21 protein-coding genes are annotated in these 18,681 nt (G+C 68.4%); 10 read left to right on the top strand and 11 right to left on the bottom strand.

The window, feature by feature from the left end:
- The first annotated feature begins 4 nt into the window (after window positions 1–4).
- A complete protein-coding gene (locus JK358_RS04955; RefSeq protein ID WP_201945170.1) occupies window positions 5–805 on the top strand; it encodes a HugZ family pyridoxamine 5'-phosphate oxidase in 801 nt (266 codons plus the stop codon).
- Window positions 806–829: 24 nt separating this feature from the next.
- Here the strand turns inward: JK358_RS04955 and JK358_RS04960 are convergent, their stop codons facing one another.
- Complete coding sequence (locus tag JK358_RS04960; RefSeq protein WP_201944122.1) at window positions 830–1,720, bottom strand: endonuclease/exonuclease/phosphatase family protein; 891 nt, start codon at window positions 1,718–1,720, stop codon at window positions 830–832.
- A gap of 196 nt (window positions 1,721–1,916) precedes the next feature.
- On the opposite strand from JK358_RS04960, the gene JK358_RS04965 reads away from it, so the two are divergent.
- Window positions 1,917–3,779 (top strand): serine/threonine-protein kinase, encoded by a 1,863-nt coding sequence (locus JK358_RS04965; RefSeq protein ID WP_201944124.1) that lies wholly within the window; start codon window positions 1,917–1,919, stop codon window positions 3,777–3,779.
- 6 nt (window positions 3,780–3,785) lie between these two features.
- On the opposite strand, the gene JK358_RS04970 is transcribed toward JK358_RS04965, so the two are convergent.
- Window positions 3,786–4,535, bottom strand: coding sequence for an SCO6745 family protein (locus JK358_RS04970; protein WP_201944126.1), 750 nt, complete (start codon window positions 4,533–4,535; stop codon window positions 3,786–3,788).
- A 283-nt stretch (window positions 4,536–4,818) separates the two neighbouring features.
- Here JK358_RS04970 and JK358_RS04975 point away from each other — a divergent pair, with 283 nt between their 5' ends.
- From JK358_RS04975 to JK358_RS04985, 3 genes are all read left to right on the top strand, one after another.
- Entirely contained in the window at window positions 4,819–5,529 is a 711-nt protein-coding gene (locus JK358_RS04975; RefSeq protein WP_201944127.1) for a metal-dependent hydrolase, read from the top strand.
- A gap of 65 nt (window positions 5,530–5,594) precedes the next feature.
- Window positions 5,595–6,386 (top strand): CPBP family intramembrane glutamic endopeptidase, encoded by a 792-nt coding sequence (locus JK358_RS04980; RefSeq protein ID WP_201944129.1) that lies wholly within the window; start codon window positions 5,595–5,597, stop codon window positions 6,384–6,386.
- 35 nt (window positions 6,387–6,421) lie between these two features.
- Entirely contained in the window at window positions 6,422–6,790 is a 369-nt protein-coding gene (locus JK358_RS04985; protein WP_201944130.1) for a hypothetical protein, read from the top strand.
- Window positions 6,791–6,804: 14 nt separating this feature from the next.
- On the opposite strand, the gene JK358_RS04990 is transcribed toward JK358_RS04985, so the two are convergent.
- Entirely contained in the window at window positions 6,805–7,680 is an 876-nt protein-coding gene (locus tag JK358_RS04990; RefSeq protein ID WP_201944132.1) for a sigma-70 family RNA polymerase sigma factor, read from the bottom strand.
- Window positions 7,677–8,066, bottom strand: a complete 390-nt coding sequence (locus tag JK358_RS04995) for a VOC family protein (RefSeq protein ID WP_201944140.1) — start codon at window positions 8,064–8,066, stop codon at window positions 7,677–7,679. Before JK358_RS04995 ends, JK358_RS04990 begins: the two co-directional genes overlap by 4 nt.
- 138 nt (window positions 8,067–8,204) lie before the next feature.
- Here JK358_RS04995 and JK358_RS05000 point away from each other — a divergent pair, with 138 nt between their 5' ends.
- On the top strand, window positions 8,205–8,699 hold the full coding sequence (locus JK358_RS05000; protein ID WP_201944142.1) for a phosphoribosyltransferase: 495 nt from the start codon (window positions 8,205–8,207) through the stop codon (window positions 8,697–8,699).
- Window positions 8,700–8,768: 69 nt separating this feature from the next.
- Here the strand turns inward: JK358_RS05000 and JK358_RS05005 are convergent, their stop codons facing one another.
- A complete protein-coding gene (locus JK358_RS05005; RefSeq protein WP_201944150.1) occupies window positions 8,769–9,266 on the bottom strand; it encodes a peptidylprolyl isomerase in 498 nt (165 codons plus the stop codon).
- A 164-nt stretch (window positions 9,267–9,430) separates the two neighbouring features.
- Between JK358_RS05005 and JK358_RS05010 the strand changes: the two genes are divergently transcribed.
- Window positions 9,431–10,690 (top strand): cytochrome P450, encoded by a 1,260-nt coding sequence (locus tag JK358_RS05010; protein WP_307817304.1) that lies wholly within the window; start codon window positions 9,431–9,433, stop codon window positions 10,688–10,690.
- On the opposite strand, the gene gloA2 is transcribed toward JK358_RS05010, so the two are convergent.
- Both gloA2 and JK358_RS05020 read right to left on the bottom strand, forming a co-directional pair.
- Window positions 10,678–11,064 (bottom strand): SMU1112c/YaeR family gloxylase I-like metalloprotein, encoded by a 387-nt coding sequence (gene gloA2, locus JK358_RS05015; protein WP_201944151.1) that lies wholly within the window; start codon window positions 11,062–11,064, stop codon window positions 10,678–10,680. The two genes, JK358_RS05010 and gloA2, sit on opposite strands and share 13 nt — an antisense overlap.
- Before the next feature lie 129 nt (window positions 11,065–11,193).
- Window positions 11,194–12,051 carry a fructosamine kinase family protein gene (locus JK358_RS05020; protein WP_201944153.1) on the bottom strand — a complete coding sequence of 286 codons (858 nt, stop codon included), beginning with the start codon at window positions 12,049–12,051 and terminating at the stop codon, window positions 11,194–11,196.
- A gap of 171 nt (window positions 12,052–12,222) precedes the next feature.
- On the opposite strand from JK358_RS05020, the gene JK358_RS05025 reads away from it, so the two are divergent.
- A complete protein-coding gene (locus tag JK358_RS05025) occupies window positions 12,223–12,444 on the top strand; it encodes a hypothetical protein (RefSeq protein WP_201944155.1) in 222 nt (73 codons plus the stop codon).
- A 90-nt stretch (window positions 12,445–12,534) separates the two neighbouring features.
- Here JK358_RS05025 and JK358_RS05030 read toward each other — a convergent pair whose 3' ends face one another.
- From JK358_RS05030 to JK358_RS05045, 4 genes are all read right to left on the bottom strand, one after another.
- Window positions 12,535–12,774, bottom strand: coding sequence for a hypothetical protein (locus JK358_RS05030; protein ID WP_232850802.1), 240 nt, complete (start codon window positions 12,772–12,774; stop codon window positions 12,535–12,537).
- 54 nt (window positions 12,775–12,828) lie between these two features.
- Window positions 12,829–13,620, bottom strand: a complete 792-nt coding sequence (locus JK358_RS05035) for a helix-turn-helix domain-containing protein (protein WP_201944159.1) — start codon at window positions 13,618–13,620, stop codon at window positions 12,829–12,831.
- Between the two features lie 79 nt (window positions 13,621–13,699).
- Complete coding sequence (locus JK358_RS05040) at window positions 13,700–14,566, bottom strand: NmrA family NAD(P)-binding protein (RefSeq protein ID WP_201944161.1); 867 nt, start codon at window positions 14,564–14,566, stop codon at window positions 13,700–13,702.
- A gap of 62 nt (window positions 14,567–14,628) precedes the next feature.
- Window positions 14,629–16,587, bottom strand: coding sequence for a CocE/NonD family hydrolase (locus JK358_RS05045; protein ID WP_201944168.1), 1,959 nt, complete (start codon window positions 16,585–16,587; stop codon window positions 14,629–14,631).
- Between the two features lie 231 nt (window positions 16,588–16,818).
- On the opposite strand from JK358_RS05045, the gene JK358_RS05050 reads away from it, so the two are divergent.
- Window positions 16,819–17,655 carry an SDR family NAD(P)-dependent oxidoreductase gene (locus tag JK358_RS05050; protein ID WP_201944177.1) on the top strand — a complete coding sequence of 279 codons (837 nt, stop codon included), beginning with the start codon at window positions 16,819–16,821 and terminating at the stop codon, window positions 17,653–17,655.
- Window positions 17,656–17,704: 49 nt separating this feature from the next.
- A complete protein-coding gene (locus tag JK358_RS05055; protein WP_307817305.1) occupies window positions 17,705–18,601 on the top strand; it encodes a TIGR03619 family F420-dependent LLM class oxidoreductase in 897 nt (298 codons plus the stop codon).
- Window positions 18,602–18,681 lie beyond the last annotated feature (80 nt).

Raw genomic sequence — 18,681 nt, forward strand, 5'->3', positions numbered from 1 at the left:
CGTGATCATGACTCTCGATCACGGCGATCCGGGCGATGCCCCGTCGATTCCGCAGCCGCTCACGCCAGTGGAGAATCCGGCCCGGCCGTCTCCGGCGGAGGAAGCCCGGACCGTGGCCGCCTCGACCACCACGGCGACCCTCGCCAGCCTGACCCTCGAGGGCGATCCGTGGGCGTCGTTCGTCACCTACGGGCTGCTCGACGGGCAGCCGGTGCTGTGCGTGTCCCGGCTCGCCGAGCACGGGCGCAATCTCGATGCCGATCCGCGCGCGAGTCTGGCTGTGGTGGAACCGAATCCGCCGTCGGATCCGCTGGCCGGCGCGCGGGTCACCCTGTCGGGGATCGTGGAGCGCCCCGCAGGCGAGGAAGCCGCCGCGGCGCGGGAGGCGCATCTGGCCGCCGTGCCCGCCGCCAAGTACTACATCGATTACAGCGACTTCTCGCTGTGGGTGTTGCGGGTGCGGCGGGTGCGCTGGGTGGGCGGCTACGGGCGCATGGATTCGGCGACCGCCGAGGACTACGCCGCGGCCACCGCCGATCCGGTATCGCCGAACGCCGGGCGGGCCATCGCCCACCTCAACGACGATCATGCCGACGCGCTGCTGGATATGGCGCGGGCCTTCGGCGGATATCCGGACGCGACAGCCGCGACCTGTGAGGGCGCCGACCGCTACGGCCTGGATCTGCGGGTGAGCACGCCGCGCGGATTCGCGGTCACCCGCGTCGGCTACCGCGAGCCCATCGCCGCGATCGGGGATCTGCGCGCGGCTACCGTCGAACTGACCCACCGCGCCCGGCAGAGCTGAGCAAGCGCGCCCGGTAGCCCGGCTTCAGACCTCCGGTTTCTGCGGCCAGCGCACGTCGGCGACCAGGCCGTAGTGGTCGCTGGCGTGCCGGCCGGTGAGCGGTTCGTGGAAGGCCAGGTCGACGGCCAGGATCCGGCCCGCTCCCTCCGGACGCAGGAACATGTCACCGACGAAGAGGTAGTCGATGCGCTGCGGCGGGACGTTGAGGAAGCGGGCCTGCGGGTTGGTGAGCGGGTCGTAGGTGTACCCGGCTTCGGTGGGGCGCAAGGTTTCCCACGCGTCCACATAGTGGGTGCTGCGGCCGTCGAGGACGGCGTTCGCCTTGAGGAAACGCATCTCGTCCGACTGCGGTTTGGCGTTGAAGTCGCCACACAGGATGGGCGGCAGCGCCACCCCCGGGGTCTGGCGTTCGCGGATGGCGTCGTCGATGGCCAGTACCTGGTGGATCCGCTGGTAGGCCTGGGCGGGCGGGGGCGCGAGGTGGGTGCTGAAAACATCCGCCCCGGCGGTGTGCGCGTAGAGGAGTTCGGCGCGCATCCGCCAGGACGGGTGCGGGTCGCGGGGTGCGGGGTCCACGGGGAGCAGGACCACATCGGTGCGGTCGATGGGCCAGCGGCTCAGAATCGCGGAGCCGAAACGCAATCCGGTGAGATCACGGCCGGGCCAGGCGTCCTCCGGGAATTCGAAACCGCCGAAACACCAGTGCCAACGGCCTTCGGGCGCGTTGCCGGCGAGCCAGGCGGCGGTATTGCTGCCCGGTTCGGCGGTGTTCTCCCAGACCTCCTGCAGGCACACCACATCCGGGTCGAGGCGCTCGAACCAGGCCAGGATCTCGTGGCGGCGCTCCTCCCATCCGGGTTCCAGCAGTGAGCCCATGTTCAGCTGCGCGACCCGCAGTACTCCCGGCTGCGACATGCGTTCCTCTCCCCCGGCTCGCACCGGATGCGTCGGTCGAATCCTCGTGAGTGGCAGGCCGATTCGGGCCTCCTGCTCGATAACGAACTTAGCGGTATATGATGCGGGTCTCATGCCCTTCGCGGACAACGATAACCACGCACCACCACCGCGCGGCCCTGCGGATCCGACCGAACTCACCCCCTCCAATTCGCTGTTGCCGACGCATCGGATCTCGAGCGACGGGCAATCCACCGCCGCCATGTCGCGTCCGGGCGGCAACGATCCGCTCGCCGCCATCGTGCCGGGCGCCACCATCGACGAATTCGATCTGCTGATTCCGCTGGGCAGGGGCGCGTTCGGGCGGGTGTTCCTGGCGTGGCAGTCGTCCATGCAACGGTATGTGGCGGTGAAGATCTCGCACGCGAACAGCCACGAGTCACGCACGCTGGCGCAGTTGAATCACGCGCACATCGTGCGGGTCTTCGATCAGCGGCGGGTTCCGGATACCGAGTTGCGGCTGATGTACATGGAGTACGCGCCCGGCGGGACCCTGCTCGGGGTGCTGGGACTGCTCGAGCGGGTGCCGATCGAAAACCGTTCGGGGGCACTGCTGGTGCGCGCCGTCGACACCGCGGCGGCCGCCGGTGGGCGGCTCGACAAACCCGATACCGCCACGCGCGCCGAACTCGTGGCGCTGAGCTGGCCCGAAACCGTGGCCTGGCTGGGCAGCCGGCTGGCGCGGGCACTCGATCACGCGGATCGGGCCGGGGTGCTGCATCGGGATATCAAGCCCGCCAATGTGCTGCTCACCGCGGACGGGCAGCCGAAGCTGGCCGATTTCGGGATCAGCTACAGCCGGGATCTGGCCGGGGACAATCCGATCGAGAATTTCGGCGGGTCGATGCGATACATGTCGCCGGAGCAGTTGGAGGCCTGCCATCCCGACCTCGCCACCACCCCGGCGGATCTGGATACCCGCAGCGATCTGTTCGCGCTGGCCGTGGTGCTGTGGGAATTGCTCACGGGGCGACCGCCTTTCGAGGACGCGCCCGCGCCCGGGGAAACCCATCTCACGCTCGAGCATATGATCGGGCTGCGGCGCCGGCCCATCGACAAGCGCCGCCGCGCCGACCTGCCGCGGGATTGCCCGCCCGCGCTGCGGGACGCGCTGCTCAGCTGTCTGCGCCCGGATCCGCAGCAGCGCTTCGCATCCGGAGCCGAGTTCGCGCAGCAGCTGGATCTGGTGCTCGATCGCACGGCGCGGGATCTGGTGGTGCCGCCGGATCGCAGTATCCGGGCGCGGTTCCGGATGAAGCCGATGCCGGTGGTGACGCTGTCGAGTGTGGCGGGGCAACTGGTGGCGGCCTACTACCTCTACAGTCACAACACCGATGTGCTCGCGGCGCATCTCACGCCGGGCCAGTACCGGCGGCTGGTTGATGTGGCGATCGGATGCGCGATCGTCGGATATCCGGTCGGGATCGCCTTGCTCGTGTACTGGTGTCGCCGAGTGATCCTGGTGCCCAGGGGATTACGGCGCGGACAGCACTACGACGACGCGACCCTCGCGCGGGCGCGGGCCGATACGCTGGCCTGCGGGGACCGGATCGCGACGGTGGGGTTCGTGAGCTGGTCGGTGCTGGCGGCACTGGAGTTGGCCATGCTGCTCAGCGTCGCCGACGTGCCCACCGCCGTGCTCGCCAATGTGATCGTCTCCATCCTGGTGGCCGGGGCGGTCGCCGTCAGCTACACGTACTTTCCGATCACGTTCTACGTATTGCGCTGGTACTACCCGGGATTGCTCATCCCGCACCGCACCACCGACGGCGATGTGGCGCGGCTCGAGAAGCTGACGCGGCGCAACCAGTATTTCCTGGGGTCGGGAACCACGGTGCCGCTCATCGGCGCGGCCGCCGGGCTGGCGTTCCTGCCGCCGGAGGAGCAGCAGGCCGCCGTGGACTCGGTGATCGCGCTGTGCGTGGGCGGATACTTCGGAGTCGCGGTGTCGCTCTTCCTGTTCCACATCCTGACCACGGATATCGCTGTCTTCGAGCGGATGCTGCGCGCGAAGAATTGAGCGGGATCAGCGCGGCGGCGCGAAAACCGTTGCCTGGCAGGCGCTCAGGAGCTCGACGAGTTCCTGACCGGCGGCCGCGTCGAGTGCGGCGAACGCGGGGGCGATGAGCTCGTCGGTGATGGTCTCGGCCTGCATCCAGCGGCCCTTGAGTTCGGGGGTGATCTCCTCGAACGGCTCCGGCCAGCCGTAGCTGCGGGCCTGCTGCGGGCCGGTGGTGATGGGGGAACCGGCGATCAGCACCGCCTGCAGGGGCGTGAGGCCGGAGGCGCGCACCGCGAGCAGGTGCAGGCCGCCGCGCAGTTCGCGCAGGACCGTGATCAGCTGCAGGACGCGACCGGGGGCGTCCTCGGCCAACGGCAGGGCGCGCCAACCGGCGAACAGTGGCGCTCCGGCCGAGTCGGCGGCGTCGGCGACGGTTTTCAGCAGTTCGGCGAGGCGATCGGCCTGATCGAAGCCGGCCAGTTTGCGGCGGCCGAAGTCCTGGCAGGCGGTCAGGTAGCCCTCGGCGCCCTTGGCGGCGGGGGTGCTCGCGGTGGCCTCCCAGGCCCTACGGATCGCGGACGCGGGGAAGAAGCCGAAGGCTGCGGTCACCACGTCGGCGTCCACATCGCCCAGCACGCCGCCTCGGCCGCGCGTGTAGCCGGGCAGGAATCCCTCCACGCCGGTGGTGGCGGCGAAGCTCTTCGCCTCGCGGGAGAACATGAATCCCCCGCCCACCTGCTGGATCTGATCCTTCACCGCGGACGCTACCGACATGTCCGTTCCTCTCTGAGCGGAAAGCGCAATCGAACCGAGCGTATTTCACCCGTTTCGGGCGGCGTCGGGGGGTCGGCATTGCGCGGCGGCGAGACGCCGCGGGGCCGCTGTGCGATATGAAATCGGTATTGCTGCAATACGTTTCGGATTCTCGTATGCTGGGTTGGTCCCGGAGAGGTGAGCCCCATGACCTGCCACAGCCCGAAGTCGCTGCCGCCCAACGTACCTCAGCTCACACCGAAGGCTGGACGACGGACCTGTTAGATCGGCTAATCTTCTCGCGGTGCTAGGACATTCACATGCGACCAGCGGCGCGCTCGCCTGGTCGGCCGCCGCCGCGGCGCTACCGCTCACCCTGATGACCTATCCCGCAATGCAATCCGGGAACATCGCCGCGGTAGACCTCGTCATGGGAACCTTTCTCACCGCCGGCGCGGCGCTCCTCCCCGACGCGGACCACCCCAAGGGCACCATTTCCCATGTGCTGGGACCGGTTTCGCACTACGCCTGCAAACTGATCAACAAGATCTCCGGCGGTCACCGCCACGGCACCCACTCGTTCCTGTTCGTCGCCCTCGTCACCTACGGCACCTGGGCCGGCGAACACTGGATCGGCCGCAACTTCACCCTCGCCCTCTGCTTCTTCCTGCTGGCCCTCGCGGTCAAGGCGCTGCACCTCGCCCCCGGCGGCGACGACATCAAATCCTGGGGCACCGTCATCATCCTCGCCACCTGCGGCACCTTCGCCATCGACCACTGGATCAGCGACAAACCCGCCTGGCTCCCCTTCTGCGTCGGCCTCGGCTCCCTCGCCCACATCCTCGGCGACTGCCTCACCGACCGCGGCTGCCGCCTGCTCTGGCCCCTGAAGATCCGCACCCGCTTCCCCATCATCGACCGCACCGGGAACAAGGTCGAAACCCTCATCGTCGTCCCCCTTTTCGCCCTCGCCACCCTCGGCCTGCTCTGGTACACCATCACCCACCAGCCCTGACCGACGTCGAGAACCACCCCTCGTCGGTGCACCCGGTCCGACGTCGAATCACCTATGTTTGGTCGATGAGCGCGCCGCACAACCGAGCCTCGACCGGCAGCAGTGGCCGACGGCTGTCGTATCCGATATTCGCCGGGATAGTTCTGGTGTACCTGGCGATCATCCAGGGCGGCGGAATCCTCATGCGGCACCTCAGCGGGGAGGACGACTTCCTGTCCACCCGGGCGGTGTTCTACTGCATGATCATTCCGCTCGGCGTGGCGCTGGCGTTCACCTACGGCGTGATCAGCTACCTCGGGTGGCTGCAGCCGGTGCTGCACGACGATCAGCCCACCCGGCCCTGGGTGCGCGTGGTGCCGATCGTATTTCTCGTCGCCATCGCCGGCGGGATCAACTACGGCGCGCTCACCGAGAAGGGCTGGCTGTACACGGTGACACTGCTGATCGCCACCCAGTTCGTCGGGTGGGGTGAGGAGGGCATGTTCCGCGGTATCGGCGTCGTGATGCTGCGCGGGAACGGGCTCACCGAAGCACGGGTCGCGCTGTGGTCGAGCATCGTCTTCGGCGCGGTGCATCTGACCAACGGCATCACGCACGGCGCCTCGGCGCTGCCGCAGGCGATCATGGTGAGCCTGGCCGGGTACTTCTTCTATCTGATCCGGCGGGTCAGCCGCGGCAACACCCTCAACTCGATCATCCACGGCCTGTTCGACTTCACGCTGCTGTCCGGCTCCGCGATTCTCGCCGACCAGACCTTCTACCCGGGCACCCTGCTGCCGATTCTGGTCTATCCCGTGCTCGTGGTAATCCTGCTCGCCGGACGCAAACGCATCGAATCCGGACAATCCACCCGATAGCATCGGATCCCTTCAGCTCTCGGGAGGGAACAGAATTGGCTAGGGCGCGAGAGATATTCGGCGACGCGATGGCGATTCTGGTGGGGGTGCTGGTCGCCTTCCTCCTCCTCGCGGGTGCGGTCTGGGCGCTCGTTCGCTACGCCTACCCCACCTTCGACGGCGAAGTGACCCTCGTCGTGCGCTGCCCGCCGGAGCTCAACTACTGCCTGATGGAAAGCGAACCCGAGCACACTCCGAGCGAGGCGGTCGACCGGCGGAAGGGCGCGATCATCCACGTCGGGGCGCAGCGCAGTGGGATACCGGACCTGCGGCCCGGCGACCGAGTGGTGTGCACGATCAGGTCCGGCGAGAACGACGACTCCAACGGTCCGAGCTGGAACGTCGAGAACTGCCGGCGTTCCTAGCCCGGCGCGCCGAATCAGGCCGGTTCCGGTAATCGGATCGACGCGAGTTTCGCCGGGTCGATGACGATGTGGATGGCGGTGATCCGGGCCTCGACCACCGTGAAAGCGAAGACCGAGAGCGGGGATCCGTCCGCACGCCAGGACATATTGCCGGGCATACCGTTGAGCAGGATCGGCCGGTGCCGGGCCACCTCGCCGGAGAACATGCGGGCGCCCGCCGCCACCTCGGTGGCGCCGAGGGTGACCACCACGCCACCGGCGGTGTCGACGGTCAGCTTCACATTCGGGTCGAGCACCCGCAGCAGGGCTTCGAAATCTCCGCCGACGGCAGCGGCACGGAAGGCCTCGAAGACCCGCCGGTGTTCCCGGGTGGAGACCGCCGGGTGCGGCGTGGACCGCACCTTGCGCCGGGCGCGGCTGGCGATCATCTTGGTGGCGTCGGCGGATTTGCCCAGAATGTGGGCGATCTCGTGGAACGGCACGGCGAACATGTCGTGCAGGACGTAAGCCAGGCGCTCGCTCGGCGCGAGCGAATCGAGGACGACCAGCAGCGCCAGGCCGATCGAATCGGCCAGGGCCGCTTGCTCATCCGGCGCGGGATCGTCGTCGGGGATCACCACGAAGTCGGAAAGCTCCTGACCGTACGCGGTTTCGGGGTGAGCGTGGCGAGAACGCAGGATATCCAAGCTGATTCGGCCGACCACGGTGGTCAACCAGCCCGCGAGATTGCCGATGGTCGACGCGTCCTGGCGATCCAGCCGCAGCCAGGCCTCCTGCACCACATCCTCGGCATCGGCGTGCGAGCCCAGCACGCGGTACGCGACGGCCCGCAACCGATCGCGCTGGGCTTCGAACACCTCGGTGACGAGGTCGGAACGACCGGACGTCATGACCTGGACGGCTGGCGCAGGGCGATCCGGTTGCCGTCCGGGTCGATCGCGGCGATGCGCAGCCCGAACGGGTACTGCTCGGGCGCCGGGCGGTCGAAGGTGATGCCGCGACGGCTCAGCGACTCGAAATCCTTACGCAGATCATCCGATTCGAGCACCACCGGGCCGGGCACGGCCTGATCGTCCACACCGGCGGGCCGATCCGCGGCCGCCGTATGCCACAGAATGAGCTGCACCGAACTGTTCGGAACGCCCACCGTGAGGAAACGTCCCTCCGGTCCCGGGAAGTCGATGCGCTTCTCCAATCCCAGCCCCTCGGTGTAGAACTCCAGCGCACGATCCTGATCGGTCACGTAGATCGTCACGAACATGATGTTGTTCAGCATGCCTGCCATCCATTCACTCGTCGATGCGACGACCCGCCGAATCGGGCCGTCACACCTATGACGGATGCCGCTCGCAGAAGGTAACAGCGCGGTCCCTCTAGGATCCTTCTGCAACGACGGAACAGCGGTGGAGGTGCGGTGTCGGATCGAGAAGAGCTCAGCTGGGAATTGTTCGGGGACGCGAGCCGGGAGCTGGCGCAGGAGATCGCGGATGACGGGTTCGAGCCGGATCTGATTCTGAGCATCGCCCGCGGTGGACTGTTCGTGGCCGGGTCACTGGGCTACGCGCTCGACGTCAAGAATCTGCACGTGATGAATGTGGAGTTCTATACGGGGGTGGATCAGCGGCTGGCCATGCCGGTGATGTTGCCGCCGGTGCCGAGCGTCGTCGACCTGACCGGGGCCAAGGTGCTCGTCGCCGACGATGTCGCGGATACCGGGAAGACGCTGCGACTGGTCCGCGACTTCTGCTCCGATCACGTCGCCGAGGTGCGGTGCGCGGTGATCTACCATAAACCGCATTCCGAGGTGGATTGCGAATACGTGTGGAAGCGCACCGATCGCTGGATCAACTTCCCGTGGTCGGTGCTGCCGCCCGTCACCAATCGGACGCCACGGGTGCTCGACGCCTGACCCGGACGGAGAACGGGCCGGGCGCGACAGTCGTCGAACCCGGCCCGTTGGCTTGTGCAGCGGGAAACGTCAGACCAGTTCGGCCGACAGGATGGTGACCCCGGCCAGATCCTTCGGGACGTCGCCGTGGCCGTTCTTGCTGCCCGTCGCCACGCCCTCGATGGCGTCGACCACGGCATTGCCGTCGACGACCTTGCCGAACACCGCGTAACCGAAACCGTCCTGACCCGGGTAGTTCAGGAAGCCGTTGTTGCTGGTGTTGATGAAGAACTGCGCACTGGCCGAATGCGGGGCCGAGGTGCGCGCCATGGCGACGGTGTACTTGTCGTTCTTGAGACCGTTCGACGCCTCGTTCTCGACCGTCTGCGGCGCCGGCTTCTGCTGGAACTCGGGAGTGAAACCGCCGCCCTGAATCATGAAGTTCGGGATCACACGGTGGAACACGGTGTTGGAGTAGTGGCCCGCCTTGACGTAGTCGACGAAATTCGCGACGGTCTTCGGCGCCTTGGCCTCATCCAGTTCCAGGGTGATGTCCCCGGCGGAGGTCTTCAGGAGCACTTTGGTCATGCCGCCATCGTATGGGAACCGAAAACAGAGCGACCGCGCGGCATCGAATGCGGGGGTTCGGCTGGACGCAAAACGTTGTGGCTCAACGACACTGCGCGTTTGTAGGCTGTAGAGCACGAGCACCGGCGCGCCGGAGGCGCGCGGCCGGGGACAGGGAGGCCGCCGTGACAGTCACCGATTCCAGCGGAGCGGGTAGCTACTTCCAGCTCTTCGACCACTCGGTGCGGGCCGATCCCTATCCGCTGTACGAGCGAATGCGCGCGGCGGGGGCGCTGCGCCTGCCGGGAGCGCCGATCGTACTGCTGACCCGGCATGCCGACTGCACGGCCGCACTCCGCGATCCACGGGCCAGCTCACAGAACAGCATGCCGCGGCTGCGGTTCGCGCTGACACCCGAGGGGGTCGAGGTGCCCACCAATCTCGTTGCGCCGCGCCATAATCCGTCGTTCCTGTTTCTCGACGCACCGGACCACACCCGGTTGCGGCGGCTGGTGCAGAAGGCGTTCACGCCGCGGGTCGTCGCGGAGCTCGCGCCGCGGATCACCCGGTTCGTGGACGAGGCGTTCGATCGGGCCGCCGAGACGGGGCGCTTCGATGCCGTCGAGGATCTGGGGTATCCGCTGCCCATCACGGTCATCTGCGAACTGCTCGGGGTGCCGCTCGAGGACGAACCGCTGCTGCGGCGGCTGTCGGCCGCTCTCGCGCGACTGCTGGATCCGGCCGCGCCGACCGAGGCGGGGTTCGGTGTCGACCTCGCCGATATGATCACGGCGCGCGAAGAACTCGACGACTACTTCGATCGGCTCGCGGCGCAGCGGCGGCACGATCCGGGGCCGGATCTGCTGACCCAGCTCATCGCGGCCGAGGACGCCGGGGACACACTCAGCCACAGTGAATTGATCGCCACCTGCGGATTGCTGCTCATCGCGGGGCATGAGACGACGGTGAACCTCATCTCCAATACGATTCTGGCACTGTCGCGCCGGGGCGACGTGCTGGCGGAACTGCGCGAGAATCCCGGGCTGGCAACGCAAGTCATCGAGGAGACGCTGCGCTACGATCCGCCGGTTCAGATGATGCCGCGGGTGGCGCTGGAGACCATGCAGTTCGGGGAGACCAAGGTGGACGCCGGAGAGGTTCTCATGGTGATCATCGCGGCGGCCAACCGGGATCCCGAGACGTTCGCCGAGCCGGGGCGGTTCGATATCGCGCGGGACAATCGGCATGTGTCGTTCGGGCTGGGGGCACACTTCTGCCTCGGTGCGCCGCTGGCGCGACTGGAGGCGCGGATTGCGGTGACACGATTCGCGCAGCGGATGCGGGAGCCGCGGCTGGTGGCGGATCCGCCGGTGTACCGCATGCACGTGAATTTGCGTGGGCCCGCTGCGCTGCCCATCGAATTCGACGGGGTTCAGGCTTCGTAGAGTTCGAGGGGTAGATCGTCGGGGTCGGCGAAGAAGACGAAGCGTTTGCCGGTGTATTCGTCGACTCTGATTTCCTCTGTTCGGATGCCTTGTGCGGTCAGGTCTTTCACCGCCGCGGCCACATCGGGCACGACGAAGGCCAGGTGGCGGAGGCCGGCGGCTTCGGGGCGGGAGGGGCGGGGCGGGGGTTCAGGGAAGGAGAACAGCTCCAGTTGGCCGCCGTCGGGCAGGGCGAGATCCAGTTTGTGCGAACGCCTTTCGGCTCGATAGTGCTCGGCGAGGATGCGCAGGCCCAGCACCTGCGTGTAGAACGCTTTCGATGTCTCGTAGTCGGAGGCGATGATGGCGACGTGATGGATCCGCTGCAGTTCCACGAGCTCGACGCTAGCCGACCGGTCCCCCGCCGGCGTTGGTGCGTGGATCGACATGCCGAGCAGACATGCCTAGATGCGCATATTTCCATGAAGGTATCTATGTGCGGGCACCGGCCCCGCGAGCGGGCACTAGCCCGCGAGCGCGGCCGCGGCAGCCGCCTTCGTCATCCCGGCATACGAGCTCCCGAACAGCACGACATGCACCAGCAGCGGATGCAGTTGATGCAGCGGAATCCGCTGCCGCCACCCCGCGGCCAGCGGCGCGACCTCCTGATACCCGGCGAGAATACGATCCAGATGCGGCGCGCCGAACAGCGCGAGCATGGCCAGATCCGTTTCCCGATGCCCACCGTGGGCGGCGGGATCCACCAGCATCGCCCGCCCCCGGGCCCACAGCACGTTCCCGCTCCACAGATCACCGTGGATCCGGCTGGGCCGCTCCGCCGGCCCGCCCAGCGCACCGATCCGATCCATCACACGCTCGACGAGCGCGACGCCATCCCGCCCGAGCTCCCGCGCCGCAGCGGGCAGATACGGCGCGAGCCGCCGCTCCGCATACCAGCTCCCCCACTCCCCCGAACTCGGCGAATTATCAAGCGGCAGTGCGGCAATCCACCCCGGCCACGAAGCCCCGAACTCCCCCGGCGAATCCGCGTGCAGCCCGGCCAGCTCCCGCCCCAACCGCTCCGCCGCCGACGCCGACGCGGCCCCCGACTCCACCCACGGCAGCACGAGCATCCGCTCATCCACCGCCAGCACCTCCGGCACCAGCCCCGCATCCGCCGCCCCGAGCCACCGCAGCCCCGCCGCCTCCGCCGCGAAAACCCCGCCCTCGCCCGCCGCGCCGTCGACCCGCGCCTTCACGAAAACCGAACGCCCACCCCGCAATTCCCCGCGATACAGCCCCCAGGCATGACTGCTCCCGAACTGCTCGAGCCGCTCCACCCGCGCCCCGACCAACTCACCCAGGTGCCCGCGCACGTCCATGACCAACCATTCTGACCGACCATCCCGCCGACACCGCACACCCTGGCCGAAAGTACAGTTTCGTTCGTTCGAGTCGGTAACCGGTGGCCTTCGGTCCACCCACACGGCAGACTGTGAACCATCGCCGGGGGGCGTGTCTCCCCACTCGTTCCACCAAGGAAGGCACGAAACATGAAGACACTCAAGGCAACTGTCCTACTCGGCGGAGTCGTCACCGCCGCCCTGGTCGGCCTCGCCGGCCCCGCGTCCGCGTCGACTCCGATCGCCCACCACCCCTGCGACCCCAGCGAGCGCATGCACAAAGCCTGGGACGTCAACAACGGCCAGCCGATCATCTGCGTCTCGACCGGCGTCACCGGCTCCCAGTGGGTCCCCGACGCCACCCCGCGCTGACCCACCGCCACATCCCACGCCACCCACCGGAATCAGCAGATCCACCCGCGGGGTCGGCGTGGGATGTGGCAGGTCCCTGGATCTTCGGCGCTACTGCGCGTCCACGGCAAGCATCCCGAAACGGCTCACCTGCGCATGGTGATGCCCATCCGCGCTCGTGATCACCACCTCGGTCGGATTGGTCAGCGCGATACAGCAGAAGTTGTCTCGATCCTGCTGCACGCTGACCGACAACAACCGCCGCTTGTTGACCACCTGCCACTCCTCCATGCACTCGTACAGCCCACGCATGGAAGGATTTTCGAAGTAGACAAGGTTGTTCTTGTTCATTTCCGACATGACCAATCATGACCCGGGAGTGCCGCACCGGGCCAGGGAATCCGGCTAGTCGGTGGGGAGGGGGGTTCGGGTGCGGAGGATGGTGGCTGTGGTGGGGTCGGCGGGGAAGAAGGCTTCTATGGCGAGTTCGGCGACTGTGACGTTCATGGGGGTGCCGAACACCGTGGTGACGCTGATGAAGGAGAGGGTTCGGCCTTCGTGGTGGAGGCGGAGGGGAACTACGGCTTGGTCGGGGGTGGGAAGGCCGGGGGGTTGTTCGCCGCCGGGGTAGGTGCGGAGTTCTTCGAGGAGGGATTTGAGGTCGGGGGCGCCGGTGGCCGCTATCTGGTGTTCGAGGCGTTCGAAGAGGTGGCCTCGCCATTCGGGGAGGTTGAGGATTCGGGGGGCCAGGCCGTCGGGGTGGAGGCTCAGGCGTAGGGCGTTGACCTGGCCGGAAAGCAGGGTTGGGGAGACGCCTTCGAGGAACAGGGCTATCGCGGCGTTGGCGTCGACCATGTTCCAGGCGGCGTCGACGGCCAGGGCGGGGTGGGGTTCGTGGCCGGTGAGGATCTGGCGGACTGCGTTGCGCACGGGTTCCATGGCGGGGGTGTCGAGGGCGGGTTCGGTGTAGACGGGGGCGTAACCGGCGGCCAGGAGCATGCGGTTGCGTTCGCGCAGCGGGATTTCCAGCTCGTCGGACAGGTGCAGGATCATCTGGCGGCTGGGGGTGGCGCGGCCGGTTTCGATGAAGCTGAGGTGGCGGGTGGAGGTTTCGGCTCGACCCGCGAGCTCCAGTTGGCTCAGACGGCGGGTTACTCGCCAATGCCGCAGCAGGTCGCCTGCCGTGATGGTTGCCATGGGTTGATCGTACGAATAGTGGGATAGGGCAATCCATTACCCGACGGGTAATCGCGGGCCCGCCGGGTGCGCGCGGCCGTCAGTGCGAGGGGCGATGGATGGCGTACTCGGCCAGGGAGATCGGCGGATGGCCGCCGTACTGTTCGATGGCGGGGGTGATCTGGTAGAGGCCGGTGCCCTCGCCGAGGATGCGGAAGATCTCCCAGAGTTTGGTGAGGTGGTCGGCCGCGTGCGCGCTGCCGTAGAACTCCAGCGCCCAGCTGTGCCATGTATCCGGATCGGTGTCGCGGTAGGTGCGGCCCAGGGTTTGCGCCGCGGTACCGATGGATTGGACGTCGCCGGTGAGCAGCAGCACCGGGTCGGCTTTCACCTGCGGATCGGCGAGCAGGCCCGCCGCCACCCGCGCCACATCGGCGGCGGCTATCAGCGGCAACTCGGTGCGGGCGGGCCCCATGGGGAGTTTCAGGCTCGCGCCGCTGCCGGTGTCGGCGATCAGCGCCAGGTTCTCGTAGAAGACGGCCGCGCGCAGATGGATCGCGCCGATACCGGCCCAGTCCAGAATCTGTTCGGCCACCCAGTGCTGGCGCATGCGCGGCGTCAGCGCGTGCGGGCCCGCGGCCAGCTGCGAGACGGCCACCACCCGTTCGATTCCCGCGTCGCGACAGGCGACCGCGAAAGCGCCTGCGGCATCCAGTAATCCGTCGATCACCGGGTAGGTGAAGTAGGCCGAGCGGACCCCGTCGACGGCACTGCGGACCACGGCCAGTTCGCGGAGATCACCGACCACCACCTCCGCGCCGAGCGCGCGCAGCACGGTGGCGCGTTCGTCGTCCCGATGGATGAGGGCCCGCACCGGCACCCCGCGACCGAGCAATTGCGCTGTGAGGTGCCGCCCGGTCGACCCCTGACGACCCCCGGCGGCACCGGTGACGAGTACCGGCTCCATCTCCCCACGGTACGGCCTGCGGCTTTGCGCCACAGCCCGTTTCGGGATCCGGAATCCAAGCCTCAGGCGGGCAGCTCCTCGGCCGGCGCTGCCGTGGACAGGGTGGCGAGGAAGGTGAGCGTGCTCGGGTGACGCGGGTCCAGCACGATCGACTGATCCTTGTGCAGCCGCGCCACCGACGGGGTGACGAAGTAGCGCGGCCAGCTGCCGCGCGTGACCGTCACCCGGAGCCGATGGCCCGCGCGCAGCAGCGCCTCGGTGGCGGTGGTGTCGATATCGAGTTCGTGCGGCACCCCGGGCGCGACCGGCAGCACCGATTCCGGCGTCAGCGGATGCTCGGCACCGACGAGTTCCCCGTCGACGTACCGGCTGGCGGACTCGTCGACGGCCCGCCGCGTGGACCGCAGCGCACCGCGCGCGATCACCGTGGAGGTCCCGTCCGGCGCGACGTCACAGACCGTCGTCGCCCAGAAGGCGTCCGCCCCGGTGGTCACCACCCGCAGGTGCAGGTTGAGCGGACCCGAGATGACCAGATCCTCGGGCAGCGGCGCACCGGTGAACGTGACCGCTGCCGACTCGTAGCCGCGATCGTCGATCGACCAGTCCCGCCCGAGCAGCGTGGTCAGGCCCATGTTGATCCAGCTGCTGGTCTGCGAGGCGATCGGAGGACGCTTGCGCGGCAGGGAAATTCGCCGCGACCGGCGTCCGGGGTCGGGGCGCAGCGAGCAGTCCGCGCCGGCATGCGGTGCCGCGCCACTGGATTCGGCCGACAGGAACAGCCGATGCACCCGCGCCGCCGGATGCGGATACGCGTCGCGGCTGACCCACCCGCCGCCCAGCTGGCGCACCGTCACCGGCCCGTACTCGTCGATGCCGTTGTCGATCCCCTTCACCCAGCGATCGAAGAAGGCGCACTGCAATTCGTCCAGCCGCTGCGGATGATCGTCGGTGCCGAATCCGGTGCCGGGGCCCACGTGATAGCTGTCCTCCACCACCAGTTGCGCCGCGCCGCCGGGCAGATCGAGCCGATTGTGCAGGCCGGGCACCGAGCGCGCGAACACATCGTGCCAGCCCGCCTGGATCCAGGTCGCCGCGGTGATGTCCTCGAGTCTGGGGCGGCGGGCGCGGGCGTCGGCGCCGTAGAAGTGCTCGGGGTGATTCTCGTCGAGCATCGCGCCCACCACATCACCGCCGCGGGTGAACGGGCTGGTCAGGCGGTCGCGCAGGAAACGCAGGGCGGCACCGGATTTCAGCAGGCCCGGCACCGACGGCAGCCACTTGGTGCCGTTCACCGCCAGCAGCCAGAACGGCGTGAAGGCGGACTGCATGCCGCCGGTGAGGATGAGGTCCCTGGTGCCGTCCTCCGAACCGACGATGGCGAAGATGGCCTTCAGCCCCTCGGGCCGATGCCCGGCGGTGAGCAGGGCGGCGATGGCCAGGTAGGAGATGCCGGTCATCGCGAGATCGCCGTTGCACCAGGGCTGTTGGCGCACCCAGGCCAGCACCTCCAGATGATCCCGCTGCTCGCGCTCGGACATGAGCTGCAGCCGCCCGGTCGAGGTGCCGGTGCCGCGCACGTCCACCGAGACGTGCACGTAGCCGCGGGAGATGGCGGTCCGGTTCGCGCGGATCGCCTCCAGCGCGCCGCCGCCCAGCGCGCGCACCATCTCGCGCCCGCCCGCCCGGCCGTGCGCGGAGGGCTGCACCAGCCGATAGACCCACGGGCCCGCCGCGGTGACGGCGTCGATCAGCGGATCCGCGCGGGTCATCAGGGTCTTGTTGTAGGGCGTGATGGTGATGATCGTCGGCAGCGGTGTCGTCACCGGCGCTCCGTCGCGGTCGGCCGGGCGGGTGATGTCCGCGGACAGAATTGTGCCGTCGCTCAAGCGGATTCCCACCCCGCGCTGCACCCGGACCCGCGGGTAGACGACCGGGCCCAGCGGGAATCGGGCGTTCGGTGGCAGTGGCGCGCTCCGGTCGGGTAGCGCGGACGTGCGGGACAGATCGTGCGGATGCGCCATGGCCGGCTCCTTTGCCGATGCGGCCCGCCACCGTGCGGGCGCTTTGTCTGAGACAGTAGCGGGCGCGACGGTCGTCTGTCACTACTGCGGGGAGCCCAATTTCCGGGCCGGCTTTGTGCAGGCGAACAGCACTTATACCGTTGCCGGGCAGCCATTTTCACGACGGGACGGTAACGGAACGCTACCGGGGCACCAGGACAGCGCGGCCCACCTGTGGCAGGCTGGCCCGGCATGAAGACCATCCTGATCACGGGGGCCACATCGGGGATCGGACTGGCCGCGGCGCGCCAACTCGCCGCCGCGGGGCATCGACTCGTCCTGGTCGGTCGCAATCCCGAAAAGCTCTCCACCGCAGTCGATCTGGTCCGCGCGGCCGGGGCGGGCGCGGTGGACGCGCTGCGCTGCGATATCGGATCCACCGCCGCGGTACGGGAATTGGCCGAGACCGTGCGGACGAACTATCCGCATCTGGATGTGCTGGCCAACAATGCGGGCGGAATCCAGATGCGGCGCAGTGAAACCGAGGACGGCGTCGAGACCACGTTCGCGGTCAATCACCTCGGCGGATTCCTGCTCACCGAACTGCTCATCGATCTGCTGCTGCACTCCTCACCCGCCCGGGTGCTGTTCACCTCCTCGGCCATGCACTTCGGCTCGGCCCTGGAGCTCGACGATCTGAACATGCGGCGCGGATACAACCCGGCCGCCGCGTACGGGCGGGCCAAACTCGCCAACATCCTGTACGTGCGGGAACTGTCGCGCCGGCTGGAGGGAACCGGCGTGACCGCCAACGCCTTTCACCCCGGCGTGGTGGCCACGGCCATCTGGGACGCCGCGCCGTGGTTCGCGCGGCCCGCGATGGCGGTGGGCAAGAAGCTGTTCATGATCACCCCCGAGCAGGGTGGCGCGGCGCTCACCTACCTGGCCACCGACCCGGACGTGGGTGCGGTGTCGGGCTGCTACTTCCAGCGCAATCGGGTGAAAGCGCCCTCGCGGGCCGCGCAGAACGACGAGTCGGCTCACCAATTGCGCCGGGCGTGCGGCGAATTGGCGAGACTGTCCGGCTGACGCGGACCAGCGAACGGTCGAGCCCGCGCGCTCTGGTATCACGGAAGTTGTGAAAATCGGCTTCTCCCTCCCTCAGCATGGTTCGCAGGCACAGCAGGGCGCGCAGACCGCACGGTTCGCGGCCGAGCTCGAGCAGGCGGGCGCGGACAGCCTGTGGGTCGGCGAACGGCTGATCGCGGCGGTCGACCCGACGGTCGGCTACGCCGGCAAGGACACCATCCCGGACGAATTCAATGCCGTGCTGGATCCCTTCCTGCTGCTGGGCGTCGCCGCGGCGGTGACCGAGCGGGTGCGCCTCGGCACCAATGTGCTGATCGCGCCACTGCATCGGCCGGTGCTGCTGGCGCGCTCGCTCACCAGCCTCGACGTCATGAGCGGCGGAAGACTGGTGCCCGGCTTCGGTATCGGGTGGTCACCCGAGGAGTACGAGGCCGCCGGGGTGCCGTTCACACATCGCGGCGCGCGCCTCGACGAGACCCTCGACGCGCTGGAAGCGATCTGGACCACCGACCCCGCGAGCTACCGCGGGCAGTTCGTGACCGTACCCGCGCACCGCAGTGAGCTGAAGCCGGTGCAGCGGCCGCGACCACCCATCTGGCTGGGGGCGTTCAGTGCGGCCGGGCTCGCGCGGATCGGGCAGCGGGGTGACGGGTGGCTGCCGGTCGCGCCGGTGCCGGGACCGCCGGGATGGGGGAAGCAGCTGCTGAAGCTGCGGGCGGTCGTCGATCGTGCGGCCGAGAGCGCGGGGCGCGATCCGGAGACGATCGGGACCATCGTGCGAGTCAATGTGGCGGCGGGCACCGACCCCGCGCTCATCGCCCAGACCATCGAACAGGTCGCCGCCGATACCGGATTCGATGATTTCTTCGTGGATCTCATGTACGTCACCACGTCGGTGGACGCCATGCTGGAAACGGCGGGCGGGCTGCTGGATCGGCTGCGCTGATCCGCCTCCCCCGTGAACTCACCGCGCGCGGTACCGTCGGGACACGGCAGTGCCGGGTGCCCGACCGAAGGCGGAGAGGT

The organism is Nocardia acididurans, from assembly GCF_016741815.1.
In the GTDB taxonomy this organism is placed as follows: Bacteria; Actinomycetota; Actinomycetes; order Mycobacteriales; family Mycobacteriaceae; genus Nocardia; species Nocardia acididurans.

Bases quoted from the DNA above. Each gene is read 5' to 3' on its own strand.
- JK358_RS04970 (WP_201944126.1), bottom strand. From the start codon at position 4,535: ATGTCGGTAGCGTCCGCGGTGAAGGATCAGATCCAGCAGGTGGGCGGG.
- JK358_RS04960 (WP_201944122.1), bottom strand. From the start codon at position 1,720: ATGTCGCAGCCGGGAGTACTGCGGGTCGCGCAGCTGAACATGGGCTCA.
- JK358_RS04990 (WP_201944132.1), bottom strand. From the start codon at position 7,680: ATGACGTCCGGTCGTTCCGACCTCGTCACCGAGGTGTTCGAAGCCCAG.
- JK358_RS05025 (WP_201944155.1), top strand. From the start codon at position 12,223: ATGAAGACACTCAAGGCAACTGTCCTACTCGGCGGAGTCGTCACCGCC.
- JK358_RS05050 (WP_201944177.1), top strand. From the start codon at position 16,819: ATGAAGACCATCCTGATCACGGGGGCCACATCGGGGATCGGACTGGCC.
- JK358_RS05030 (WP_232850802.1), bottom strand. From the start codon at position 12,774: ATGAACAAGAACAACCTTGTCTACTTCGAAAATCCTTCCATGCGTGGG.
- JK358_RS05035 (WP_201944159.1), bottom strand. From the start codon at position 13,620: ATGGCAACCATCACGGCAGGCGACCTGCTGCGGCATTGGCGAGTAACC.
- JK358_RS05040 (WP_201944161.1), bottom strand. From the start codon at position 14,566: ATGGAGCCGGTACTCGTCACCGGTGCCGCCGGGGGTCGTCAGGGGTCG.
- JK358_RS04995 (WP_201944140.1), bottom strand. From the start codon at position 8,066: ATGCTGAACAACATCATGTTCGTGACGATCTACGTGACCGATCAGGAT.
- JK358_RS05020 (WP_201944153.1), bottom strand. From the start codon at position 12,051: ATGGACGTGCGCGGGCACCTGGGTGAGTTGGTCGGGGCGCGGGTGGAG.
- JK358_RS04980 (WP_201944129.1), top strand. From the start codon at position 5,595: ATGAGCGCGCCGCACAACCGAGCCTCGACCGGCAGCAGTGGCCGACGG.
- JK358_RS05045 (WP_201944168.1), bottom strand. From the start codon at position 16,587: ATGGCGCATCCGCACGATCTGTCCCGCACGTCCGCGCTACCCGACCGG.
- JK358_RS05005 (WP_201944150.1), bottom strand. From the start codon at position 9,266: ATGACCAAAGTGCTCCTGAAGACCTCCGCCGGGGACATCACCCTGGAA.